Source organism: Pseudomonas sp. 22072 (genome assembly GCF_052046095.1).
Taxonomy (GTDB): Bacteria; Pseudomonadota; Gammaproteobacteria; order Pseudomonadales; family Pseudomonadaceae; genus Aquipseudomonas; species Aquipseudomonas paracarnis.
The window spans coordinates 48,880-67,445 of sequence record NZ_JBQEQE010000006.1 but is presented as its reverse complement, the minus strand read 5'-3'; the positions used below and the strand labels follow the sequence as shown (position 1 = coordinate 67,445).

The following is an 18,566-nucleotide window of genomic DNA, read 5'->3' as shown; positions in this document are numbered from 1 at the left end:
TNGGTCAAAATGTGGGAGCGGGCTTGCCCGCGATGGCGCCCGTCCAGGCGCTGCATTCAGAACTGGTACTGCGCCCCAGCCCCCGCATACCACGAGCGCCCCGGCGCCGCTTCGTAGTAGCGGTTATTGCCATCCCCCACAATCACCGACCCCACGTACTGACGATCCAGCAGATTATCCAGGCGCAGGGTCTGGTGAAAGGTCCAGTGCTCTACCTTCTGCTCAAACCGTGCGCGCCAGTTGAAGACGCTGTAGGCCGGCGCGGCGTGTTGTTGGTTGGTGTCTTCTACGTAGACCTTGCTGCGGTACAGGCCTTCGATGGCGGTGCTGACCCAGTCCCGTGGTTTCCAGTTCAGTTCGGCGAACAGGGTGGTTTGTGGCACGCCGGGGAGGTAGTTGCCTTTGTCGATGGTGTTGGCGCCGCTGGTAAAGTCGCTGTCGTAGGTTGCGTGCAGGCGGGTGTAGGCGAGGCTGGTGCTCCAGTGGTCGCTCAGCTGGCTTTCAACACCCAGTTCGAAGCCGCGGCGCAACGTGCGACCGGCGTTCTGGTAGCTGGTACGGCCACCGATGGATTGCTGCACCACCAGTTCGTCCTCGGTGGTGATCTGGAAAATGGCGGCGTTGATCCGCGTGTTGTTCAGTTGCGCTTTCACGCCCATTTCATATTGCGTGCTTTCAGACGGCTTCAAGCCGAAGTTGAAGCCCTCGGCGTTGCCCGGTGCATAGGCCAGCTCCGCCTGAGTCGGGGTTTCAAAGCCTTTGCCTGCGCTGATGTAGGCGTGCAAGTCGGGGGTGAGCGCGTACATCACGCTCATCGAAGGGGTGTTTTTCTGGTAGGTCTTGTTGCCGCTGGCGTCGCCATTGCTCAGGAACTGATCGTCAACGTCCATTTGCATCGTGCTGTGGCGCACGCCGGCTTGCAGGGTCCAGCGGTCGAGGGCCCAGTTGGCTTGGATATACGGGTCGAGGCTGCGGGCCGTGTCGATTTCGTCGCGGCGTAGTTGGCCTTTCACGCCGAGGGTGTTGCCGCTGTAGTTCTGATAGCCATGGCGGCTGTCTTCGCTTTGGTCGAAGTCCAGGCCGGTAATGATCGTCAGCTCGCCAGGCGCGCTTTCGATGGGCTGCAGCCAGCGCACGCTGCCGCCGTAGAACTTTCGATCAAATTGCACTACGCCACCGCCGCGTTCGTTGGCGGGCGTGCCCTTGGGGATCGACAGGTACTGAATCACACTGCGCCTCCCGGTGTAGGTATTGACCTGCAAGGTCGCGCCACCGAAATACCGCTCGTAATTCATCCCCAATTGCTGGTGATCGATACTTTTACGCGTGTTGTAGTTCAGCGCATTGGCGCTTACCGAGCGCGGGTCTGCCTTGTACGCTGCCCAGGTTTGCCCCAGTGGATCTTGCGTACCGTTCTGCTCCAGGCTGCTGTAGATCAATGCCAGCTTGCTGTCGTCATCGGGCTCGACATTGAGCTTGGCGAAGGTCTGGTCGCGGCGCGCGCTGCTGTGATCGCGGTAGCCGTTGGTGTCCATGCGCGAGGCGTCGAGCACAAACCCGGCGCCATTCGCCGCGCCCTCGGCGCTGAGGTGGTTCTTGTTCAGGCCGTCGCTGCCCACCAGGGTTTCGGCGCCGATACGCGGCGGGCCCTCGCCGTCGCGGGAGAACATCTGGATCACGCCCCCGGCGTTGCTGCCATACAGCGTCGCCGCCGGGCCGCGCAGCACTTCGATGCGCTCGGCCGTGTCGAGGTTGAACGTCGCGGCCTGGCCCTGGCCATCCGGGGTACTGGCGGGGATGCCGTCGGCGATCAGCTTGATGCCGCGCACGCCGAATGCTGAACGGGCGCCGAAGCCTCGGGACGAGATCTGCAGGTCTTGCGCGTAATTCTGACGGTTCTGCACCACCAGGCCGGGCACGCGGGACAGGGCCTCGGAGGCGTTGATGCCGAGCTGGCCGTCACTGATCTGCTCGCGGTTGATGCCGTCCACGGAATAGGGCAAATCGAACGTCGGGCTGGCGCTGCGCGAGCCGGTGACCACGCTGGGGTCCAGGATCAGGGGCGTATTGTCGGCCTGGGCGGTGTTACACAGGCCCAGCAGTAAGGCAAGGCAGGTTGGGGCAGAAGGAGTCATGAAAAGGCCGGTTGGTAGCGCGCAAGTGAGGGGCGTAGGCGAAAATGTTACAAGTTTAACGACTCGCCCTCTGATTTGCCGAAATCCTTACCGCTGGGCGCAATGGGATGCATCCTACGCTTAGCGTCGACTGCGTAAGCCTGAAGCCTTGGTTCTGTGGTGTTAGGTTTTCGGTCTTTATTAACAAACAAGAAGAATCAACTATGCGGACTCCTATTCTGAGGTTGCTGGTATTGCTGGGAATATCGTTGCTCATGGGCGGCTGCGGCACTACGACCACGGTACTGCGTGGCGATGACGTCACTGTTCTGAACCTCAAGAGGAAGAAAACGTACTGCAACTCTGTTCCGCGTGTTTATAGCGGCGTGGTTTATGACTTGTGTGTCTTGCATGGACCGCCGAACTCCGCAAGTGATCTCTCGCTGAATGGTATTCCCTGGGGCATTCTTGATGTGCCCGTTTCTGCTGTCCTGGACACGCTCGTCCTGCCCTACACGATCTACCGCCAAAGCGCGGACGGCAGCATCGAGCTGCGCTAACAGCTTCCTACTGCTTTTAAGCTATAATCCCGCCCTTTAGCTGTTTCCCGCCCCGGCGGGAAACACACTTTTTTCAGGCGCGATGCGCCTGCATGCAGACTAAAAGAGGCTAGACCCCAGTGGCATTGACGATTCTTGGCCTGTCCGGCGCCCTTAGCCATGATCCTTCCGCAGCCCTGTATATCGACGGCAAGCTGATTGCGGCCGCCGAAGAAGAGCGCTTCGTACGCGACAAACATGCAAAGAACCGCATGCCCTACGAGTCGGCGAAGTTCTGCCTGGAGCAGGCTGGCATCAAGCCTTCGGACGTTGACGTGGTGGCGATCCCGTTCGCCCCGATCAGCCTGTTCGGCGAGGCGCGCTGGCACTACGCCAAGCGTTACTGGTACGCCCCGGACCGCGCCCTTGACGCGATCCTGATGGGCAACCGTCGCTACAAGCGCTATCGCAACAAGATCGTCTGGTGCCTGGAGCAACTGGGCTTCGATCCGAAGAAAATCAAGATCGAACCGGTAGAACACCACCTGGCTCACGCATCCAGCGCCTACCACTGCTCGGGCTTCCAGGAAAAAACCGCGATCCTGGGCATTGACGGCAAGGGCGAGTACGCCACTACCTTCTTTGGCTACGGCGAAAACGGCAAGATCCACAAGATCAAGGAATTCTACGATCCGGACTCCCTCGGCGGCCTGTACGGCGCAATCACCGAGTTCCTCGGTTTCGAGATGCTCGATGGTGAGTTCAAGGTCATGGGCATGGCGCCGTACGGCGATGCCAGCAAATACGACTTCTCGCGCCTGGCCTCCTTTGAAAACGGCGAACTGGTGATCAACACCGACTACGCCAACGTCATCGGCCTGCGCCGCTACAAAGAGAAGGGCAAGGGGTTCTACTTCTCGCCAAAACTGATCGAGTGGCTGGGGCCGAAACGCGAAGGCGACATCGCCGACGAACCGTACATCCACTATGCAGCCAGCATGCAGGCGCTGTTCGAAAAACTGGCCTTGCAGATGATCGACCACTACCTGGGCGACATCCTCAAGGACACCGGCAAGCTGGCCTTCGCCGGCGGCTGTGCGCTGAACGTCAAGCTGAACCAGAAAATCATTGCCCGTGACGACGTCAAAGAGCTGTTCGTACAGCCGGCTTCCGGCGATGCCGGCACCGCCGTCGGTGCGGCGGCCTACGTGTCCCATGCTCGTGGCGTACCGGTCGAGAAGATGGAACACGTCTACCTCGGCCCGTCCTACAGCAACGAAGACGTGATCGCCGCGTGCGCCAAGCACGAGAGCAAGCCGAACTGGCGCAAGATCGAGAACATGCCCAAGCGCATTGCCAAGATCATGGTCGACGGCAATCCGGTAGCCTGGTTCCAGGGCCGCATGGAGTTTGGCCCGCGTGCCTTGGGCGGTCGTTCGATCATCGGTTGCCCGAGTGCGACCGGCGTGGCGGATCGCATCAACCACCAGATCAAGTTCCGCGAGCGTTGGAGGCCTTTCTGCCCGTCGATGCTCGACACCGTTGCCCCGCAGATGATCAAGGTCGATCATCCTGCGCCGTTCATGACCTTCACCTTCGAAGTCGCCGAAGAGTGGAAGACCCGTGTACCGGAAGTGGTGCACGAAGACGGTACTTCCCGCGCCCAGGTGCTCAAGCGCGAGTACAACCCGCGCTACTACGACATGATGAAAGAGCTGGAAGTGCTGACCGGTAACGGCGTGTCCCTGAACACCTCGCTCAACCGTCGTGGCGAAGCGATGATCTGCTCGCCGACCGACGCGCTGAACATGTTCTTCGGCTCGGACCTGCAGTACCTGATCATGGAAGACATCCTGGTGGTCAAGGACGGCGTGGACCCTTATGACGCCGTGGTTTAAATGCTGAACCGCTTCCAGGGCTGGCGTGAACGTGGCTGGGCGCCTGTCGAGGCCGAGGTTTACGCCCAGGCCTGGCAGCGTTACGGCGGCAGTGTGGCGACCCATCCCCAGGTGATTGAGCGGTTGGCCGGGCTGGCGCAGATACCTGCGCGCTACCTGGGCTGGGAGCACGGTGGTGAACTCAAGGGGGCAATCGCCACCTGGGGGCGCGACCTGGCGCTGTCCAAGGATGTGCTCAAGCGCAGCGGCAAGAAAGGCCTGTTTGACCTTGGCAACGCCGAGATCATCCTGCCGATTGCTGCCGATGCGCAGGTGCCGTTGCGGCATCGTGCGCGCTACCTGTCGACGCTCAATCAAGGGCGCGTGAGCACCCTCAAGCCCCAGGCCGAGCAATTGGCCATGGCGCGTACTCCCGAAGACCTGTCGAAGAAGTTTCGCTACAACCAGCGGCGTGAACTGCGCCTGTTGGAGGAGGCGGGCGGCGTGGTAAGGGCGGTCAGTGAGTTTTCCAGCGTAGAACTGGCGGCGATCTATTGCGACCTGTTCCAGCGTCGTTGGGGCTTCCCGGCGGCGGGCGCGGCGCGTCTGGCCGAGGTGCTGGAGTTGCTCAAGGAATTCCTGTTCGGCTCGGTGCTGTTTCTGAACGACGCGCCGATTGCAGTGCAATTGGTGTATCAGGTGCAGTCCAACGAGTGGTTCAGCGCCGAGTATGTCAATGGCGGCGTCGACCCTGAAACCCGTGCATTCAGCCCCGGCAGCGTGCTGAGTTTTCTCAATACCCAAAGTGCCTGGGAGCAGGCACGGGCGGCGAACAAGTCGCTGCGCTTCTCCTTCGGGCGTTCCGACCGTGAATACAAGGAGCGCTGGTGCAACCCGGTGCCGGTGTTCAGTGTATGAGCCGTAAACAGCAACTGCTCAAGCGCCATCGGCGTAACAAGCGTATTGCGCTATTGATCGGCGTGCTGGTGTTGGTCGCCACCGGCGTACTGGTCGCCTGGTGGTTGCCGCTGATCCTTGCGGTGCTGCTGTGGGCCGCCCATGAAGCCTGGTTTGCCGATCACCTGTTTTACTCGCCCAAAGACAGCTATGAGTACGCGTTCCCGGCCGGCAGCGAACAGCCCGGCTTGCGCCTGGAGGCGGGCCGGCTGTTGCTGGATGCGCAGTTGGCGGCGGATGAAACCCTGATCGTCGGCATTGAGTTGAAAAGTACCTGGCTGGGGCGTTTCTTCGACCCTGCAGTGGACCTGTTGGGCCTGCAAAGCCCGGACCGGCAAGCCTTCGAGCGCGGCGTCGCTGGGCGGCGTTATCTGAACCTGACCGGCGCCGCCGAAGCCTTGGCCGCGGGCAAGCTCGAATTGCGCGGGCGTTTTTGCCGGATAAAGGGGCAGCCGACGCTGTGGCGCTTTCGCCAGCCGGACTATCGCCAGCAACGTGTGATGGTGATCGCGCCCCATGCCGACGATGCCGAGCTGGCTGCGTTCAGCCTTTACAGCCAGGCGACTGAAAGCTGGATCGTCACGCTGACGGCCGGTGAAATCGAAGCTGAGCATTATCAGAACATGGGCCTGCCCAAGGCTGAAGCTGCGCGCCTCAAGGGCCGTTTGCGGGCCTGGGACAGCGTCGCCGTGCCCCGCTGGGCGGGCGTGCCCGAGGCGCAGTGCGTGCAGTTGGGGTACTTCTGCATGCAATTGCAAGCCATGCAGGCCGCGCCAGATCAGCCTCAAGCCTCCCGCGAAGCCGGTTTGGCCGATACGCGGCTGTTCCGCCAGTTCAATGGTTTTGCCCTGCCTGGCGATGCTGATGGTGCACCGACCTGGCATAACCTGATCGCCGACCTGCGGGCGCTGCTGCTCAAGGCGCGGCCCCAGGTCATCGTCTTGCCCACGCCGTTGCTTGACCCTCACGCCGACCATATCTGCGCCCACGCGGCAGTGCTGGAAGCCTTGCAGGGCCTGGAGTGGCAGCCCGACACATTGCTCGGCTACGCCAATCACCTGCATGATAACGACCGCTGGCCAATGGGCGATTCCGGCGCTGGCGTGGCGCTGCCGCCACGTTTCGATGGTGCTGTGGAACTGGTGCCGTGCAGTTTCGCTCTCGCCTTGAGCCAGCAGCAGGACAAGGCCATGGCCCTGGGCATGATGCACGACCTGCAGCCGCCAGCGCCGTTCAAGCGTCGAGTGCGTAGGTGGTTGCAGCAACTGCTGGCGGGCCGTAGTCCATCGCCCTATGGCGAGAACGAATTCTTCCGCAAGGCCGTGCGCCGTCACGAGCTGTTGTGGGTCCTGAAGCAGGACTGAGAGCCGATTGAAGGCAGGCCGTTATGCGCCTGTCGCCCTTTTTACCGGGCTGCATGCCCGTAGCCAGATCGCTGCATGGAGAGTTATGAAGCCTCGTTTCAAGGTTTTGCAGTTACAGCCGGACTACAACGTCAAGACCCATGACTTCGCGGACTTGGGTGAGCAAATCGTCAAATCCCTGCCGGCTGAGCGCTTCGAGGTGACCTCCGGATTTCTCAGTGGGCGCCCGCTGCCCGGCCAGCCCCTGAGCGTGGCCGAGCACTCCCATTATTTCGAGCTGCCGGAGAAGTCCCTCAAGGGCATTCGCTTTGGCGCCATGTGGCAGATCTACAAGTACTGCCGCGAGCAGAAGTTCGACGTGGTCATCTGTAACCGCTTCAAGTCGGTGAACATGATGCTGTCGCTCAACCGCTGGTTGAAGATCCCGCTGTGCATCGGCATCTCCCACGGCTTTGGCGAGTACGCCCGTGGTTACCGTCGGCGTCAGACCCAGCGCTGGGTCAGCCCGGCGTGGCGTTTTGTCGGGGTGTCCGAAGCGGTCAAGGACTACCTGGTAGACCTCAATTGCGGGTTCACCCCTGAGAACACCACCTACGTCACCAACGCGATCGACATTCCCCAGGCAGAGGCTTTGCAGCTGTCCCGTGAAGACGCACGCAAGGCCCTGGGCCTGCCGATGGATGCACGGATGATCGGCGCCCTGGGCCGCCTCGTGCCGATCAAAGGGCATACCCATCTGCTGCAGGCCTTCGCCACGCTCAAGGACAAATACCCTGAGGCGCAGGTGGGGATTATTGGTTCTGGCCGTGCCGAAGCGGACCTGCGTGCCGACATCGAGCGCCTCGGCCTGACCGGCCGTGCGCACTTGCTGGGCTTTCGCGAAGACGGCATGAAGTACGTGCGCGGCTTCGATATCTGGACCATGCCGTCGCTGTTCGAAGGCCTGGGCTTGGCCTTGCTGGAAGGCATGAGCGGCCACCTTCCGGTGATCGCCTCCAACGGCCCGGCGATGCTGCCACTGGTGCAGGGTGCGGGCGGCTTGTCCCATGATCCAGGCAATGTCGAACAATTGGCTGCGGCCCTGGACACTTACCTGGCCTTGAGCGATGAACAATTGCGCGCCAAGGGGGAGGAGGTGTTCCGCTATCTGGAGGCCAACCACACCCTCGACGAGTTCAAGCACAAGTACCTGACCCTGATTGAAACCGGTTTGCGTGAAGTAGGTAGAGCATGAATCAGCAACAACCCCTGGTCTCGGTGATCATCGCTTCCTACAACCATGGCCAGTACATCGAGCAAAGCATTCTTAGCGTGCTGGGGCAGACCTACCCCAATATCGAGCTGTTGGTAGTCGACGACGGCTCCAAGGATGACAGCGTCGAACGCATCCAGCGCTTGCAGGCCGAGCACGGCTTTGATTTCCAGGTGCAGCAGAACCAAGGGCTCAGCGCGACCTTGAACGGTGCGATCGCTCGCGCCAAGGGTAGCCTGATCGCACCGTTCGGCTCGGATGACATCATGTTGCCGGACCGTATTGCCACCCAGGTGGCGTATATGGACGGCAAGCCGAAGGTGGGCATGTGTGCTGGCAATATCGAGCTGATCGACGGGGATGGCAACCTGCACCCGGAGAAGAAACAGCGTCGCGACGTGCCGTTTCGACGTCTGGACTTCGATGACCTGTTCCTGGACCGCAAGCCGTTTCCACCGGCGCCGACCATGCTGATTCGTCGCGAAGTGCTGGAGGAGGTCGGTGGTTTCGACCCGCAGATTCCCCTGGAAGACTTGCTGATCCAACTGAAGATCACGGCGGCGGGCTACACCATCGACGCCCTTGACGTGGTGATGGCCAAGTATCGCCAGCACGCCAGCAACACGTACAAGAACCACCGCTACATGATCCAGAACATCCTCAAGACCTACGCCAAGTTCAGCGAGCACCCGGCCTATGACGCGGTTCGCTACAACTTCCTGAACTCGATGTTTCTCAAGACCGCCGACCGCGACCGCCCGTTGGCGCGGGAGGTGCTCAAGCAGATCCCTTTGAAGTTCTGGGGGCGCAAGACCTTGCGCGGGCTGGTGCGGTTGTATCTGGCGCCGCTCAAGAACTGAACCAACGCCGACCCCTGTAGGAGCGAGCTTGCTCGCGAAAAACGTCAACGATAACGCGTGTTTTCTGAGTAAAACGCGGCGCCTTTGAGTTTTTCGCGAGCAAGCTCGCTCCTACAGGTGTTTACAGGCTCTGGACCTGCTCGCGGATTTTCGCAGTGGCCGCTGGGCTCGCCTCCGAGGCGTAACCTTTGACCAATTGTTCGAAGTGCGTTTCGAACAGCCAGTTGCGATCCTGAGGATAACGTTGCATGTGGCGCAGGTTACGTTGGCGCAAGGCGTAACGAAGTGAAGACGGGTAGATGCGCAGGTCAGCCACGTCGATCAGGGCGAACTCACCGTCGTCCATCAACAACACGTTACCCAAGTGCAGCGAACGGAAGTACACGCCGCGCTCGTGCAGTTGCGCCATGAACCGTCCAAAGCGCTCAACCAGTGATTCACGCAGGCTGCTGTCCAGGCTTTGCAGCGCTTGGCGCAACGTCAGGCCGGGCAACGGCGTGTAGCGCACCGCGCTGCTGGCGTCGCTCAGGCGGTAGAGCCCGAGGATGTGCGGCGTAGGAATGCCCAAGGTGCGCAGTTGCTCGCTGTTGCTGGCAAAGCGCTCGGAGTACGGGTTGAAGCTGCCGGAGGTGTACCAGCGGCGTGGGCGGAACAGCTTGAGGAAACTGCCGTCCTCCAGGCGCAGGACTTTGGGACCCAGGCCATCGGCCTCAATCACATGGGCGTTGCTGCACAGCTGTTCAAACGCTGCGGGCTTGAGGTTCTGCACCGGCATGCGCAGCAGGCTGCGATGGCGCTGGGCGAGGCTCAGGCCGGTGATAATTGCCAACGGAATCCACAGCAGGAACCAGTGCTCCTTAGGGCGCGACAGAATGCCGCCGCCCTCGGTCAGGCCCGCACCGATGCCGTAGGCCAGCAGTGACGAAGCCAGGATGAACAGCGGCTGGGCGCGTTGCTTCAGGCCTTTGTACAGGCCCCAACCGAGCATGAATATCCACGGGATAAAACCAATGATACCGACGTAGTAGAGCACCCCGAGGGCAAAGCTGTGAGGTTCGCGCAGTTGGTCTCCATCTGGCAGAGTCAGAAACAGCTCGGAGTCGTAACTATGACCGATCCACGGATGTTCGGAGATAAGCCGCAACGACATGCTCCACAGTTCCAGGCGGAATGAGCTGCCTCGTTCAGTAATCGATTCGGGGTATAGCAACAGGAGCGCGGCAGCACCCAGGACCATGCCGCTGAGAAGTAAAGCCGAGCGACGGTTGCGGCTGACAAAACTCATCCACAGGATGGACAGCGTCAACGCCACCAAAGGCGTACGTGAGCCGGTTGCCAGCACGGCCGCAGTCATGATTGCCAGCGCTGGTACGCTGAACCACAACACCTTCAGGCGCTGGGTGGTCATGCAGACGTACAGCCAATACACAGTGAAAAAGCCAAAAAGGTGCGAGCTGAGCAGCGGGTTATCTAGGGCGCCAAGGCCACCGATCATGCGCATGCCGGGCTGAAAGACTTTTGCAAACGCCACAACGTTACCCAGACTCACCACCAGCGCAATGATAGCAGCGCTAAAGAAGATAGGCTTGAACAGCTCATTGCGATAATGCAGCAGGAGGCCACAGCCACCAAACAGCATGAAGGTGTTCAGCGGCCGCTTGAACAGGTCGGTATCGGAACTGGGCTCAGGGCTCCAGAGCAGGCTGGTCAGAGCCCAAACGGAGAAGGATAGAAACGCAATAGCCAGGGGCTCTCTTAACAGATCCTTGAGTTCCCGGGGACGCATGAGCAGCAGAAACAAGGTCGGTACGCTGAACAGGATGTATACGATCCGATGCAGTACATTACGATTGCCGACGAAGAACAGTGCACTCAGGAGCAGCAACAAGCCAACAGGTAAAATCCACAGGACCAGGAAGTCGAAAACGCGATTTGAGCCATAGATAAGGCGCTTGGAGTGCATACAGTAGAGCCATTCCAGAAATAGAAAGCCAACCATCTTAAGCTAGTGGCTAAGTAATGTCGCCGGTAGGATCCAACCGGGCCGCGGCTTACGCCGGGTGCAAGTACAACAGAGAAGCTGTGCTAAAGTCAGCCTCCTTTTTCAAAACGCCGCGTGATATGACCGACTCCAGTCCGAGCGCAAGCCCTTCGAGCTTGAAAATATACTTCCGCCTGCTCAGTTACGTTAAGCCCTATATGGGCTTGTTCGCGTTGAGTATCCTTGGATTTCTGATTTTCGCGTCGACCCAACCGATGCTGGGTTACATCCTCAAGTACTTTGTCGACGGTCTCTCCAATCCGGAAGCTGTGCTGTTCCCGACCGTGCCCTTTTTGCGCGACCTGCAATTGCTGCAGGCAGTGCCGCTGCTGATCATCCTGATCGCGGCCTGGCAGGGCCTTGGTTCGTTCCTGGGCAACTACCTGTTGGCCAAGGTCTCCCTGGGTCTGGTCCACGACTTGCGGGTGCAACTGTTCAACAACCTGCTGACGCTGCCCAACCGCTACTTCGATAATCACAACTCCGGGCATCTGATTTCCCGCATCACCTTCAACGTGACCATGGTCACGGGGGCCGCGACCGATGCCATCAAGGTGGTGATCCGCGAAGGCATGACGGTGATCTTCCTGTTCGCCTCCTTGCTGTACATGAACTGGCGCCTCACATTGGTAATGATCGCGATCCTGCCGTTGATTGCCGTGATGGTCAGTACCGCCAGCAAGAAATTCCGTAAGCAGAGCAAGAAGATCCAGGTGGCCATGGGCGACGTGACCCACGTGGCCTCGGAGACCATCCAGGGCTACCGCGTGGTGCGCAGCTTCGGCGGTGAAATCTACGAACAGAAGCGCTTTTTCAAGGCCAGCCAGAGCAACACCAACAAGCAACTGCGCATGACCCGCACCGGGGCGATCTACACCCCGGCGCTGCAATTGGTGATCTACTCCGCCATGGCCGTGCTGATGTTCCTGGTGCTGTACCTGCGTGGCGACGCCTCGGCGGGTGACATGGTGGCCTACATCACTCTGGCGGGCTTGTTGCCCAAGCCGATCCGCCAGCTCTCGGAGGTCAGCTCGACTATTCAGAAAGGTGTGGCGGGCGCCGAAAGTATCTTCGAACAGCTGGACGAAGACGTGGAGGTCGACCACGGCACTCTCGAACGCGACAAGGTCAGCGGTCGCCTGGAAGTTCGTCACCTGAACTTCACCTACCCTGGCACCGATCGCCACGTGCTCAAGGACATCAGCTTCACCGCCGAGCCTGGGCAGATGATTGCGCTGGTGGGGCGCTCGGGCAGTGGCAAGTCGACCCTGGCCAGCCTGATCCCGCGCTTTTACCATCATGAAAGCGGTGAAATCCTGCTCGATGGCATCGAGATTGAAGACTACAAGTTGCTCAACCTGCGCAAACACATTGCCCAGGTCACCCAACATGTGACCCTGTTCAGCGACACCGTGACCAACAACATCGCCTACGGCGACCTGGCCGGTGCACCTCGTGCCGATGTGGAAGCGGCGGCGGCGGATGCCAATGCGAAGGACTTCATCGATCAGTTGCCCAAGGGCTTCGATACCCAGGTGGGTGAGAACGGTGTGCTGTTGTCCGGCGGCCAGCGTCAGCGTTTGGCGATTGCGCGTGCGTTGCTCAAGAATGCGCCGTTGCTGATCCTCGACGAGGCCACCTCGGCCCTCGATACCGAGTCCGAGCGGCATATCCAGGCGGCACTCGATAAGGTCATGCAAGGCCGCACGACCCTGGTGATCGCGCACCGTTTGTCCACCATCGAGAAGGCTGACCTGATCCTGGTGATGGACGACGGGCGGATTGTCGAGCGTGGTACCCATGGCGAGTTGTTGGCGCAGAACGGTTACTACGCCCGCCTGCATGCCATGGGTCTGGATGCACCGGTGCAGGCTGATATCACCTGATCCAACCGGCATCACGGTGTAAAGGAAATGTAGGAGCGAGCTCGCTCGCGAAAAACCTCAACGATAAACCGCGCTTCCTGAATAAACGCGGCGTCTGTGAGTTTTTCGCGAGCAAGCTCGCTCCTACAGAGAGCAAATCCCCTCCCACATTTGCCCTGCGGTGGTCGCAAGCCATCGCAAACCCTGTGCTAATATCGCGCCCCTGTTCATTTTGTATGTGGGTTGCTCCATGAAGTTGTCCATGCCGCGATTCAATCAAGCCGCTGTCTTGGTGGTCGGCGATGTCATGCTCGACCGTTACTGGCATGGTGGTACCTCACGGATTTCCCCTGAGGCTCCGGTACCGGTCGTCAAGGTCGAGCAAATCGAAGACCGCCCAGGTGGCGCTGCCAACGTCGCGCTCAATATTGCCGCCCTCGGCGCCCCGGCCTGCCTGGTGGGGGTGACCGGCGACGACGAAGCGGCCGAAAGTCTGGCCAACAGCCTGCAGGGTGCCGGCGTGCATGCGTTGTTCCAGCGCATCGCCCATCAGCCGACGATCGTCAAGCTGCGGGTCATGAGCCGTCACCAGCAGTTGCTGCGTATCGATTTCGAAGAACCCTTCGCCACCGACGCCCTGGCCCTCGGCGACCAGGTCGACGCGCTGCTCGACGGTATCAAGGTGCTGGTGTTGTCCGACTACGGCAAAGGCGCCTTGCAGAATCACCAGGTGTTGATCCAGGCCGCCAAGGCTCGCAACATTCCGGTGTTGGCCGATCCCAAGGGCAAGGACTTCTCGGTTTACCGAGGCGCCAGCCTGCTCACGCCCAACCTCAGTGAGTTCGAAACCATCGTCGGCGGTTGCGCTGATGAGCACGAACTGGTGAGCAAGGGCGCGGCGCTGATGGCCGATCTCGACTTGGGCGCCTTGCTGGTGACCCGTGGCGAGCACGGTATGACCCTGTTGCGTCCGGGTCACCCGGCGATGCACCTGCCGGCGCGTGCCCGTGAAGTGTTTGACGTTACGGGCGCCGGTGACACGGTAATCTCTACTCTGGCTGCGTCTATCGCGGCTGGCGAGGAACTGCCCCACGCCGTGGCCTTGGCTAACCTGGCCGCGGGCATTGTGGTGGGCAAGCTGGGTACTGCAGCCATCAGCGCACCTGAGTTGCGCCGTGCGATCCAGCGTTCCGAAGGCTCGGAGCGCGGTGTGCTGGGCCTGGAGCAGTTGCTGCTGGCAATTGACGATGCTCGAGCTCACAACGAAAGCATTGTGTTCACCAACGGTTGCTTTGACATCCTGCACGCCGGGCATGTGACGTACCTGGAGCAGGCAAGCGCCCAAGGCGATCGCTTGATCGTTGCGGTCAACGACGACGCTTCGGTCAGCCGCTTGAAAGGTCCTGGCCGCCCGATCAACAGTGTTGACCGGCGCATGGCGGTACTCGCGGGTCTGGGCGCGGTGGACTGGGTGATCAGCTTTTCCGAAGGCACCCCGGAAAACCTGTTGGCCCAGGTCAAGCCCGATGTGCTGGTCAAGGGTGGTGACTACACCGTCGATCAGGTAGTCGGTGCGGACATCGTCAGTGCGTATGGCGGCACGGTCAAAGTGTTGGGTCTAGTGGAAAACAGTTCAACCACCGCAATCGTGGAGAAGATCCGTAATAATGATTGATACTAAAAAATGGATTCTGATCACTGGCGGGGCTGGGTTCATCGGCTCGCATTTGGTCGATGCGCTACTTGCTGGAGGCTATTGGGTCCGTGTGCTGGATAACCTCTCCACCGGTAAGCGAAGCAATTTGCCGCTTGATAACGAGCGATTCGAATTACTTGAAGGTGACGTCGCCAATGCTGAAGAGGTGGCGCGAGCCGTTGTTGGTATGACGGCGGTGGTGCACTTGGCGGCAGTAGCCTCTGTTCAAGCATCGGTGGATGATCCCGTCGGCACTCATCAGAGCAATTTCGTCGGCACCTTGAATCTCTGCGAGGCTATGCGCAAGGCTGGCGTGAAGCGTGTGGTATATGCCTCCAGTGCAGCTGTATATGGCAACAATGGTGAAGGTGCTTCGATTGACGAGGAGACGGCTAAAGCTCCATTGACGCCCTATGCGTCAGACAAGTTGGCTGGCGAATATTATTTTGATTTCTACCGTCGCCAGCATGGCCTGGAACCGGTGATTTTCCGCTTCTTCAATATTTTCGGACCCCGTCAGGATCCGTCATCGCCATACTCTGGCGTGATCAGCATCTTTAGCGAGCGTGCTCAGCGCGGCTTGCCTATCGCCGTGTTCGGCGATGGTGAGCAGACCCGCGATTTCATGTATGTGGGAGATTTGGTTGATCTGCTGGTACAGGCCGTTGAGGTGCCAGATGCACCCTTGGGTGCTATTAACGTCGGTTGGAACCGTACCACCACCCTGAGGCAGGTTCTGCGGGCGTTGGAAGAGGCACTCGGCTCGCTTCCTGCTGTGACGTATGAACTGGCGCGCTCTGGCGATATTCGGCACTCCAGGGCGAACAACCAAAGGTTATTGGCCAGTTTCACGCCGCCCGAGCCTACCCCGTTGAAAGTGGGGCTGGAGCAGCTGTTGAACGGCTGACTGCTGGACCTGCATGAGTCGAGGTGGACAAAACCGTCCGCCTCGCGCCTCAATGAAAGGGTTAACGCATCAGCTTCTGACTTTTTTCTTCGGCACGATCTTGCGCAGCATCTGCCGTGCCTTGCCGGTCAAGCGCTTGAGCTTGGAGTCTTTTTCCGGTTCTGCCAGGCCCTGCTGCCTGAGCCAATCCTTCCAGCGAATCCGCTCATCGCGCACCAGCCAGCCTTCTTGCTGGGCAAAACTTTCCGCCAGATAGAGGCCGCGCGTGCTGGCCGGGTACAGTTGGTCTTTCTTGACCGTGTACAACTCTGCCAGTGGCTCGCCATCTTTGAGCGGCATCAAGTACAGGTCCGGGCGCTGACGGTCCAGGCGCGCCACCAGTTGGTCACCCTCCAAACGCTCATCCACATGAAACAAGCTGAGGGACTTGGCTTCCTTCGGCACTTCCAGGCGCAGGTCATAAATCAATTGCAGCGAGGCGGTCGGCAGGTGCACATAGGCCCGTGGGCGCTCCATCAGTTGCATGGTGGCGCAGCGTACCGGGCGTGCGGCGCCGGACAAGGGGCTGAGCCGAAACGGTAGGGCCTCGCGGTAATGCAGGGCGGCGGAGTAGGGCGCCGGCAGCCAGGTGTCGTTGAAGCGCCCGCCGAGCCAGCCTTCTGGGGTTTCGAGCAGGCACTCTTCGGCAATTTCCTGGATGGCGGTGTGCAGCGGCAGGTTCAGTTCATGGGCCGGGACGTAGCCGGAGATCAGCTTGAGCACAACATCGCCACGGTCCTGGCGGCGTTGGCGCACCAGCACCCAGTAGTCCTTGTTTTGCCAGTGCAGGGTCAGGCGTACCGAGACGCCGAGGTTCGCCAGTTCCAGGGCGAAGCGTTCGGCATCTGGTACCTCGACCGGCTTGCGCCGTTGCAGGGTCTGGGCGAAGTTGAGCGGCATGCCGACGCTCTGGTAGCTCAGGCCTTCGGGGGTGGCTTCGACGTGCAGCGGCAGTGTCTTGAAGTTGCTGGGGTTCTTTCTTATGAGCGTACGCGGCATGTCGGCTCCTTCTTGCGACGGGGTCGGCCGCGTGGGCGGCATCAGAGTTGACGAATGACCCGGGCAGCAGTTGCTACGTTATGGGCCAGGTGCAGCGGATTAATGGTCCCGACAATAGCACTGGCGACGCCCGTTTGCGCGAACAACAAGGTGAAACTGGCCTGAATTGGATCCATTCCCGGTTCCAGGCATACGTGGCCGCTGGCCAGCGCTTTTTTCACCAGGATGCCCTTGCCGTGGGCGGCCGCATAGTCGATCACGGCCTTCTCAGCCTGTTCGTTGAGGTTGTAGGTGACCATCGCGCAGTCGCCCTGTTCCAGCGCTTTCACGCCGCCCTCGACGGTTTTGCCGGAGAAGCCGAAACCGCGGATCTTGCCGTCTTTCTTCAACTGCTCCAGGGTCTGGTAAACCTCGCAATCGTTGAGGATATGCAAGTCGTTGCCGTCGGAGTGCACCAGCACCAGGTCGATAAAATCCGTTTCAAGTCGTTTCAGACTGCGTTCGATCGACATCCGCGTATGGGCCGCGCTGAAATCGTGATGGGAGACGCCATTGGCAAACTCTTCGCCAACCTTGCTGACGATGACCCAGTCCTTGCGCTGGTCACGCAGCAGCGGCCCCAGGCGCTCTTCGCTCATGCCATAGGCTGGTGCGGTGTCGATCAGGTTGATGCCCAGCTCGCGGGCCTGGCGCAACAGCATGCGGGCCTCGTCGTCGCCAGGGATCTGAAAGCCGTTGGGGTATTTCACCCCTTGGTCGCGGCCCAACTTGACGGTGCCCAGGCCCAGGGGTGACACCATCAGGCCGGTGCTGCCCAGGGGGCGATGCAGGTCGTGCAGGGTTGGCAGGCTCATGGCAACAGTTGCTCCCAGGCGGGTTGGCCGATTGCCGGTGCTGGCAGCTCGGGCAGCGGGGTATTGGCGCCTGGGCGGATGCCGTCGCGCTCCAGAGCGTGGAGTACGAGGTCGGCGAAGTCCGGCGCCAGGGCCAGTTTGGTGGGCCAGCCCACCAGCAGACGGCCGTCTTCGGCAAGGAACGCGTTATCGGGACGGCTCAGCCCCGATTGCAGCGGCTCGGCGCGATCCACCCGCAGGGTGGCCCACTGAGTCTGGCTCATGTCGATCCAGGGCAGCAGTTGCGCCAGCTCTTTTTGCGCGGTGGCGATCTGTTCTTGCGGCGTACGCGCCACACCGTCAGCCTCGGCGATATCGCCGCCCATGTACCACACCCAGTTGCCGTCGGCGGCCGGGTGGGTGGTTACGGTGATCCGCGGCTTGGTGCCGCCGCCCAGGCAGTGGGCGTACAGCGGCTTGAGGCCGGGGCCTTTGGCGATGATCATGTGCAGCGGGCGTTTTTGCATGGCCGGCTGGCTATGGCCCAGGGCGGCGAGCAAGTCTGCCGTGCCGCCGCCAGCGCTCAGGACTATGCGTTGGGCGCGGATTTCACGGCCATCGACCTTCAAGCCCACCAGGGTGCCACCCTCCAGCAACGGTTCGATGTGCTGACCAGCAAGCAGACCGTCACCGGCCAATTGCGCCAGGCGGTTGATCAGGCTGGGCACGTCCACCACCAGCTCGGCCAGGCGATAGACCTTGCCTTTGAAGCGACGGTCCTGCAGCGCCAAGGGCAGTTCGTCGCCCTTGACCTGATCGACGCGGCCACGCACGGCCTTGCTGGCAAAAAAGCTGGTGAGGTTGCCGGCAATCGTGCCGGGCGACCACAAGTAATGCGCCTGGGACAGCACGCGCACACCGGACAGGTCCAGCTCGCCGCTGCCGGCCAGGGCTTCACGCCAGCGGCGCGGCATATCGGCAATGGCTTCGGAGGCGCCGGTGAGCGCGCCATGCAAGGCGTATTTCGCACCGCCGTGAATGATCCCCTGGGACTTCAGGCTTTGCCCGCCGCCCAGGGTGGCGCTTTCCACCAGTACCGTGGAAAACCCCTGGCCGCGCAGGCGCGCATTGAGCCAGAGGCCGGCAACCCCGGCGCCGACAATCAGAACGTCGGTGGAAATAACGGATGGCATCGGCGACCTCAGTGTTCAAGACAAGAGGCG

The 18,566-nt window shown here is 60.8% G+C and carries 14 protein-coding genes; 9 read left to right on the top strand and 5 right to left on the bottom strand.

Annotation, left to right across the window (positions count from 1 at the left end):
- Window positions 1–56: 56 nt before the first annotated feature.
- Window positions 57–2,135, bottom strand: a complete 2,079-nt coding sequence (locus ACTJLA_RS08250; protein ID WP_314545895.1) for a TonB-dependent receptor — start codon at window positions 2,133–2,135, stop codon at window positions 57–59.
- A gap of 203 nt (window positions 2,136–2,338) precedes the next feature.
- Between ACTJLA_RS08250 and ACTJLA_RS08245 the strand changes: the two genes are divergently transcribed.
- The 6 genes from ACTJLA_RS08245 (at window position 2,339) to ACTJLA_RS08220 (ending at window position 8,963) form a co-directional block, all read left to right on the top strand.
- Window positions 2,339–2,674 (top strand): YceK/YidQ family lipoprotein, encoded by a 336-nt coding sequence (locus ACTJLA_RS08245; protein ID WP_054896243.1) that lies wholly within the window; start codon window positions 2,339–2,341, stop codon window positions 2,672–2,674.
- A 119-nt stretch (window positions 2,675–2,793) separates the two neighbouring features.
- Entirely contained in the window at window positions 2,794–4,551 is a 1,758-nt protein-coding gene (locus tag ACTJLA_RS08240) for a carbamoyltransferase family protein (RefSeq protein WP_014716634.1), read from the top strand.
- On the top strand, window positions 4,552–5,448 hold the full coding sequence (locus ACTJLA_RS08235) for a GNAT family N-acetyltransferase (protein WP_314545906.1): 897 nt from the start codon (window positions 4,552–4,554) through the stop codon (window positions 5,446–5,448).
- Entirely contained in the window at window positions 5,445–6,851 is a 1,407-nt protein-coding gene (locus tag ACTJLA_RS08230) for a PIG-L deacetylase family protein (RefSeq protein ID WP_314545908.1), read from the top strand. Before ACTJLA_RS08235 ends, ACTJLA_RS08230 begins: the two co-directional genes overlap by 4 nt.
- Before the next feature lie 85 nt (window positions 6,852–6,936).
- A complete protein-coding gene (locus ACTJLA_RS08225) occupies window positions 6,937–8,085 on the top strand; it encodes a glycosyltransferase family 4 protein (RefSeq protein ID WP_034125625.1) in 1,149 nt (382 codons plus the stop codon).
- Complete coding sequence (locus ACTJLA_RS08220) at window positions 8,082–8,963, top strand: glycosyltransferase (protein ID WP_034125626.1); 882 nt, start codon at window positions 8,082–8,084, stop codon at window positions 8,961–8,963. The genes ACTJLA_RS08225 and ACTJLA_RS08220 overlap by 4 nt, the downstream gene beginning before the upstream one ends.
- 121 nt (window positions 8,964–9,084) lie before the next feature.
- Here ACTJLA_RS08220 and ACTJLA_RS08215 read toward each other — a convergent pair whose 3' ends face one another.
- Entirely contained in the window at window positions 9,085–10,926 is a 1,842-nt protein-coding gene (locus tag ACTJLA_RS08215) for an O-antigen ligase family protein (RefSeq protein ID WP_314545912.1), read from the bottom strand.
- A gap of 158 nt (window positions 10,927–11,084) precedes the next feature.
- Between ACTJLA_RS08215 and msbA the strand changes: the two genes are divergently transcribed.
- The 3 genes from msbA (at window position 11,085) to ACTJLA_RS08200 (ending at window position 15,472) form a co-directional block, all read left to right on the top strand.
- Window positions 11,085–12,890, top strand: a complete 1,806-nt coding sequence (gene msbA / locus ACTJLA_RS08210; protein ID WP_054918872.1) for a lipid A export permease/ATP-binding protein MsbA — start codon at window positions 11,085–11,087, stop codon at window positions 12,888–12,890.
- Window positions 12,891–13,119: 229 nt separating this feature from the next.
- Complete coding sequence (gene hldE, locus ACTJLA_RS08205; RefSeq protein WP_054896276.1) at window positions 13,120–14,544, top strand: bifunctional D-glycero-beta-D-manno-heptose-7-phosphate kinase/D-glycero-beta-D-manno-heptose 1-phosphate adenylyltransferase HldE; 1,425 nt, start codon at window positions 13,120–13,122, stop codon at window positions 14,542–14,544.
- Entirely contained in the window at window positions 14,537–15,472 is a 936-nt protein-coding gene (locus tag ACTJLA_RS08200) for an NAD-dependent epimerase/dehydratase family protein (RefSeq protein WP_054896249.1), read from the top strand. The genes hldE and ACTJLA_RS08200 overlap by 8 nt, the downstream gene beginning before the upstream one ends.
- A 69-nt stretch (window positions 15,473–15,541) precedes the next feature.
- Here the strand turns inward: ACTJLA_RS08200 and ACTJLA_RS08195 are convergent, their stop codons facing one another.
- From ACTJLA_RS08195 to ACTJLA_RS08185, 3 genes are read right to left on the bottom strand one after another with little or no spacing between them, the layout of a single operon-like run.
- Window positions 15,542–16,510 carry a metal ABC transporter ATPase gene (locus ACTJLA_RS08195; protein WP_314545917.1) on the bottom strand — a complete coding sequence of 323 codons (969 nt, stop codon included), beginning with the start codon at window positions 16,508–16,510 and terminating at the stop codon, window positions 15,542–15,544.
- Between the two features lie 41 nt (window positions 16,511–16,551).
- Complete coding sequence (locus tag ACTJLA_RS08190) at window positions 16,552–17,364, bottom strand: aldo/keto reductase (RefSeq protein ID WP_054896251.1); 813 nt, start codon at window positions 17,362–17,364, stop codon at window positions 16,552–16,554.
- Entirely contained in the window at window positions 17,361–18,536 is a 1,176-nt protein-coding gene (locus ACTJLA_RS08185; protein WP_314545920.1) for an NAD(P)/FAD-dependent oxidoreductase, read from the bottom strand. Before ACTJLA_RS08185 ends, ACTJLA_RS08190 begins: the two co-directional genes overlap by 4 nt.
- Window positions 18,537–18,566: the final 30 nt, after the last annotated feature.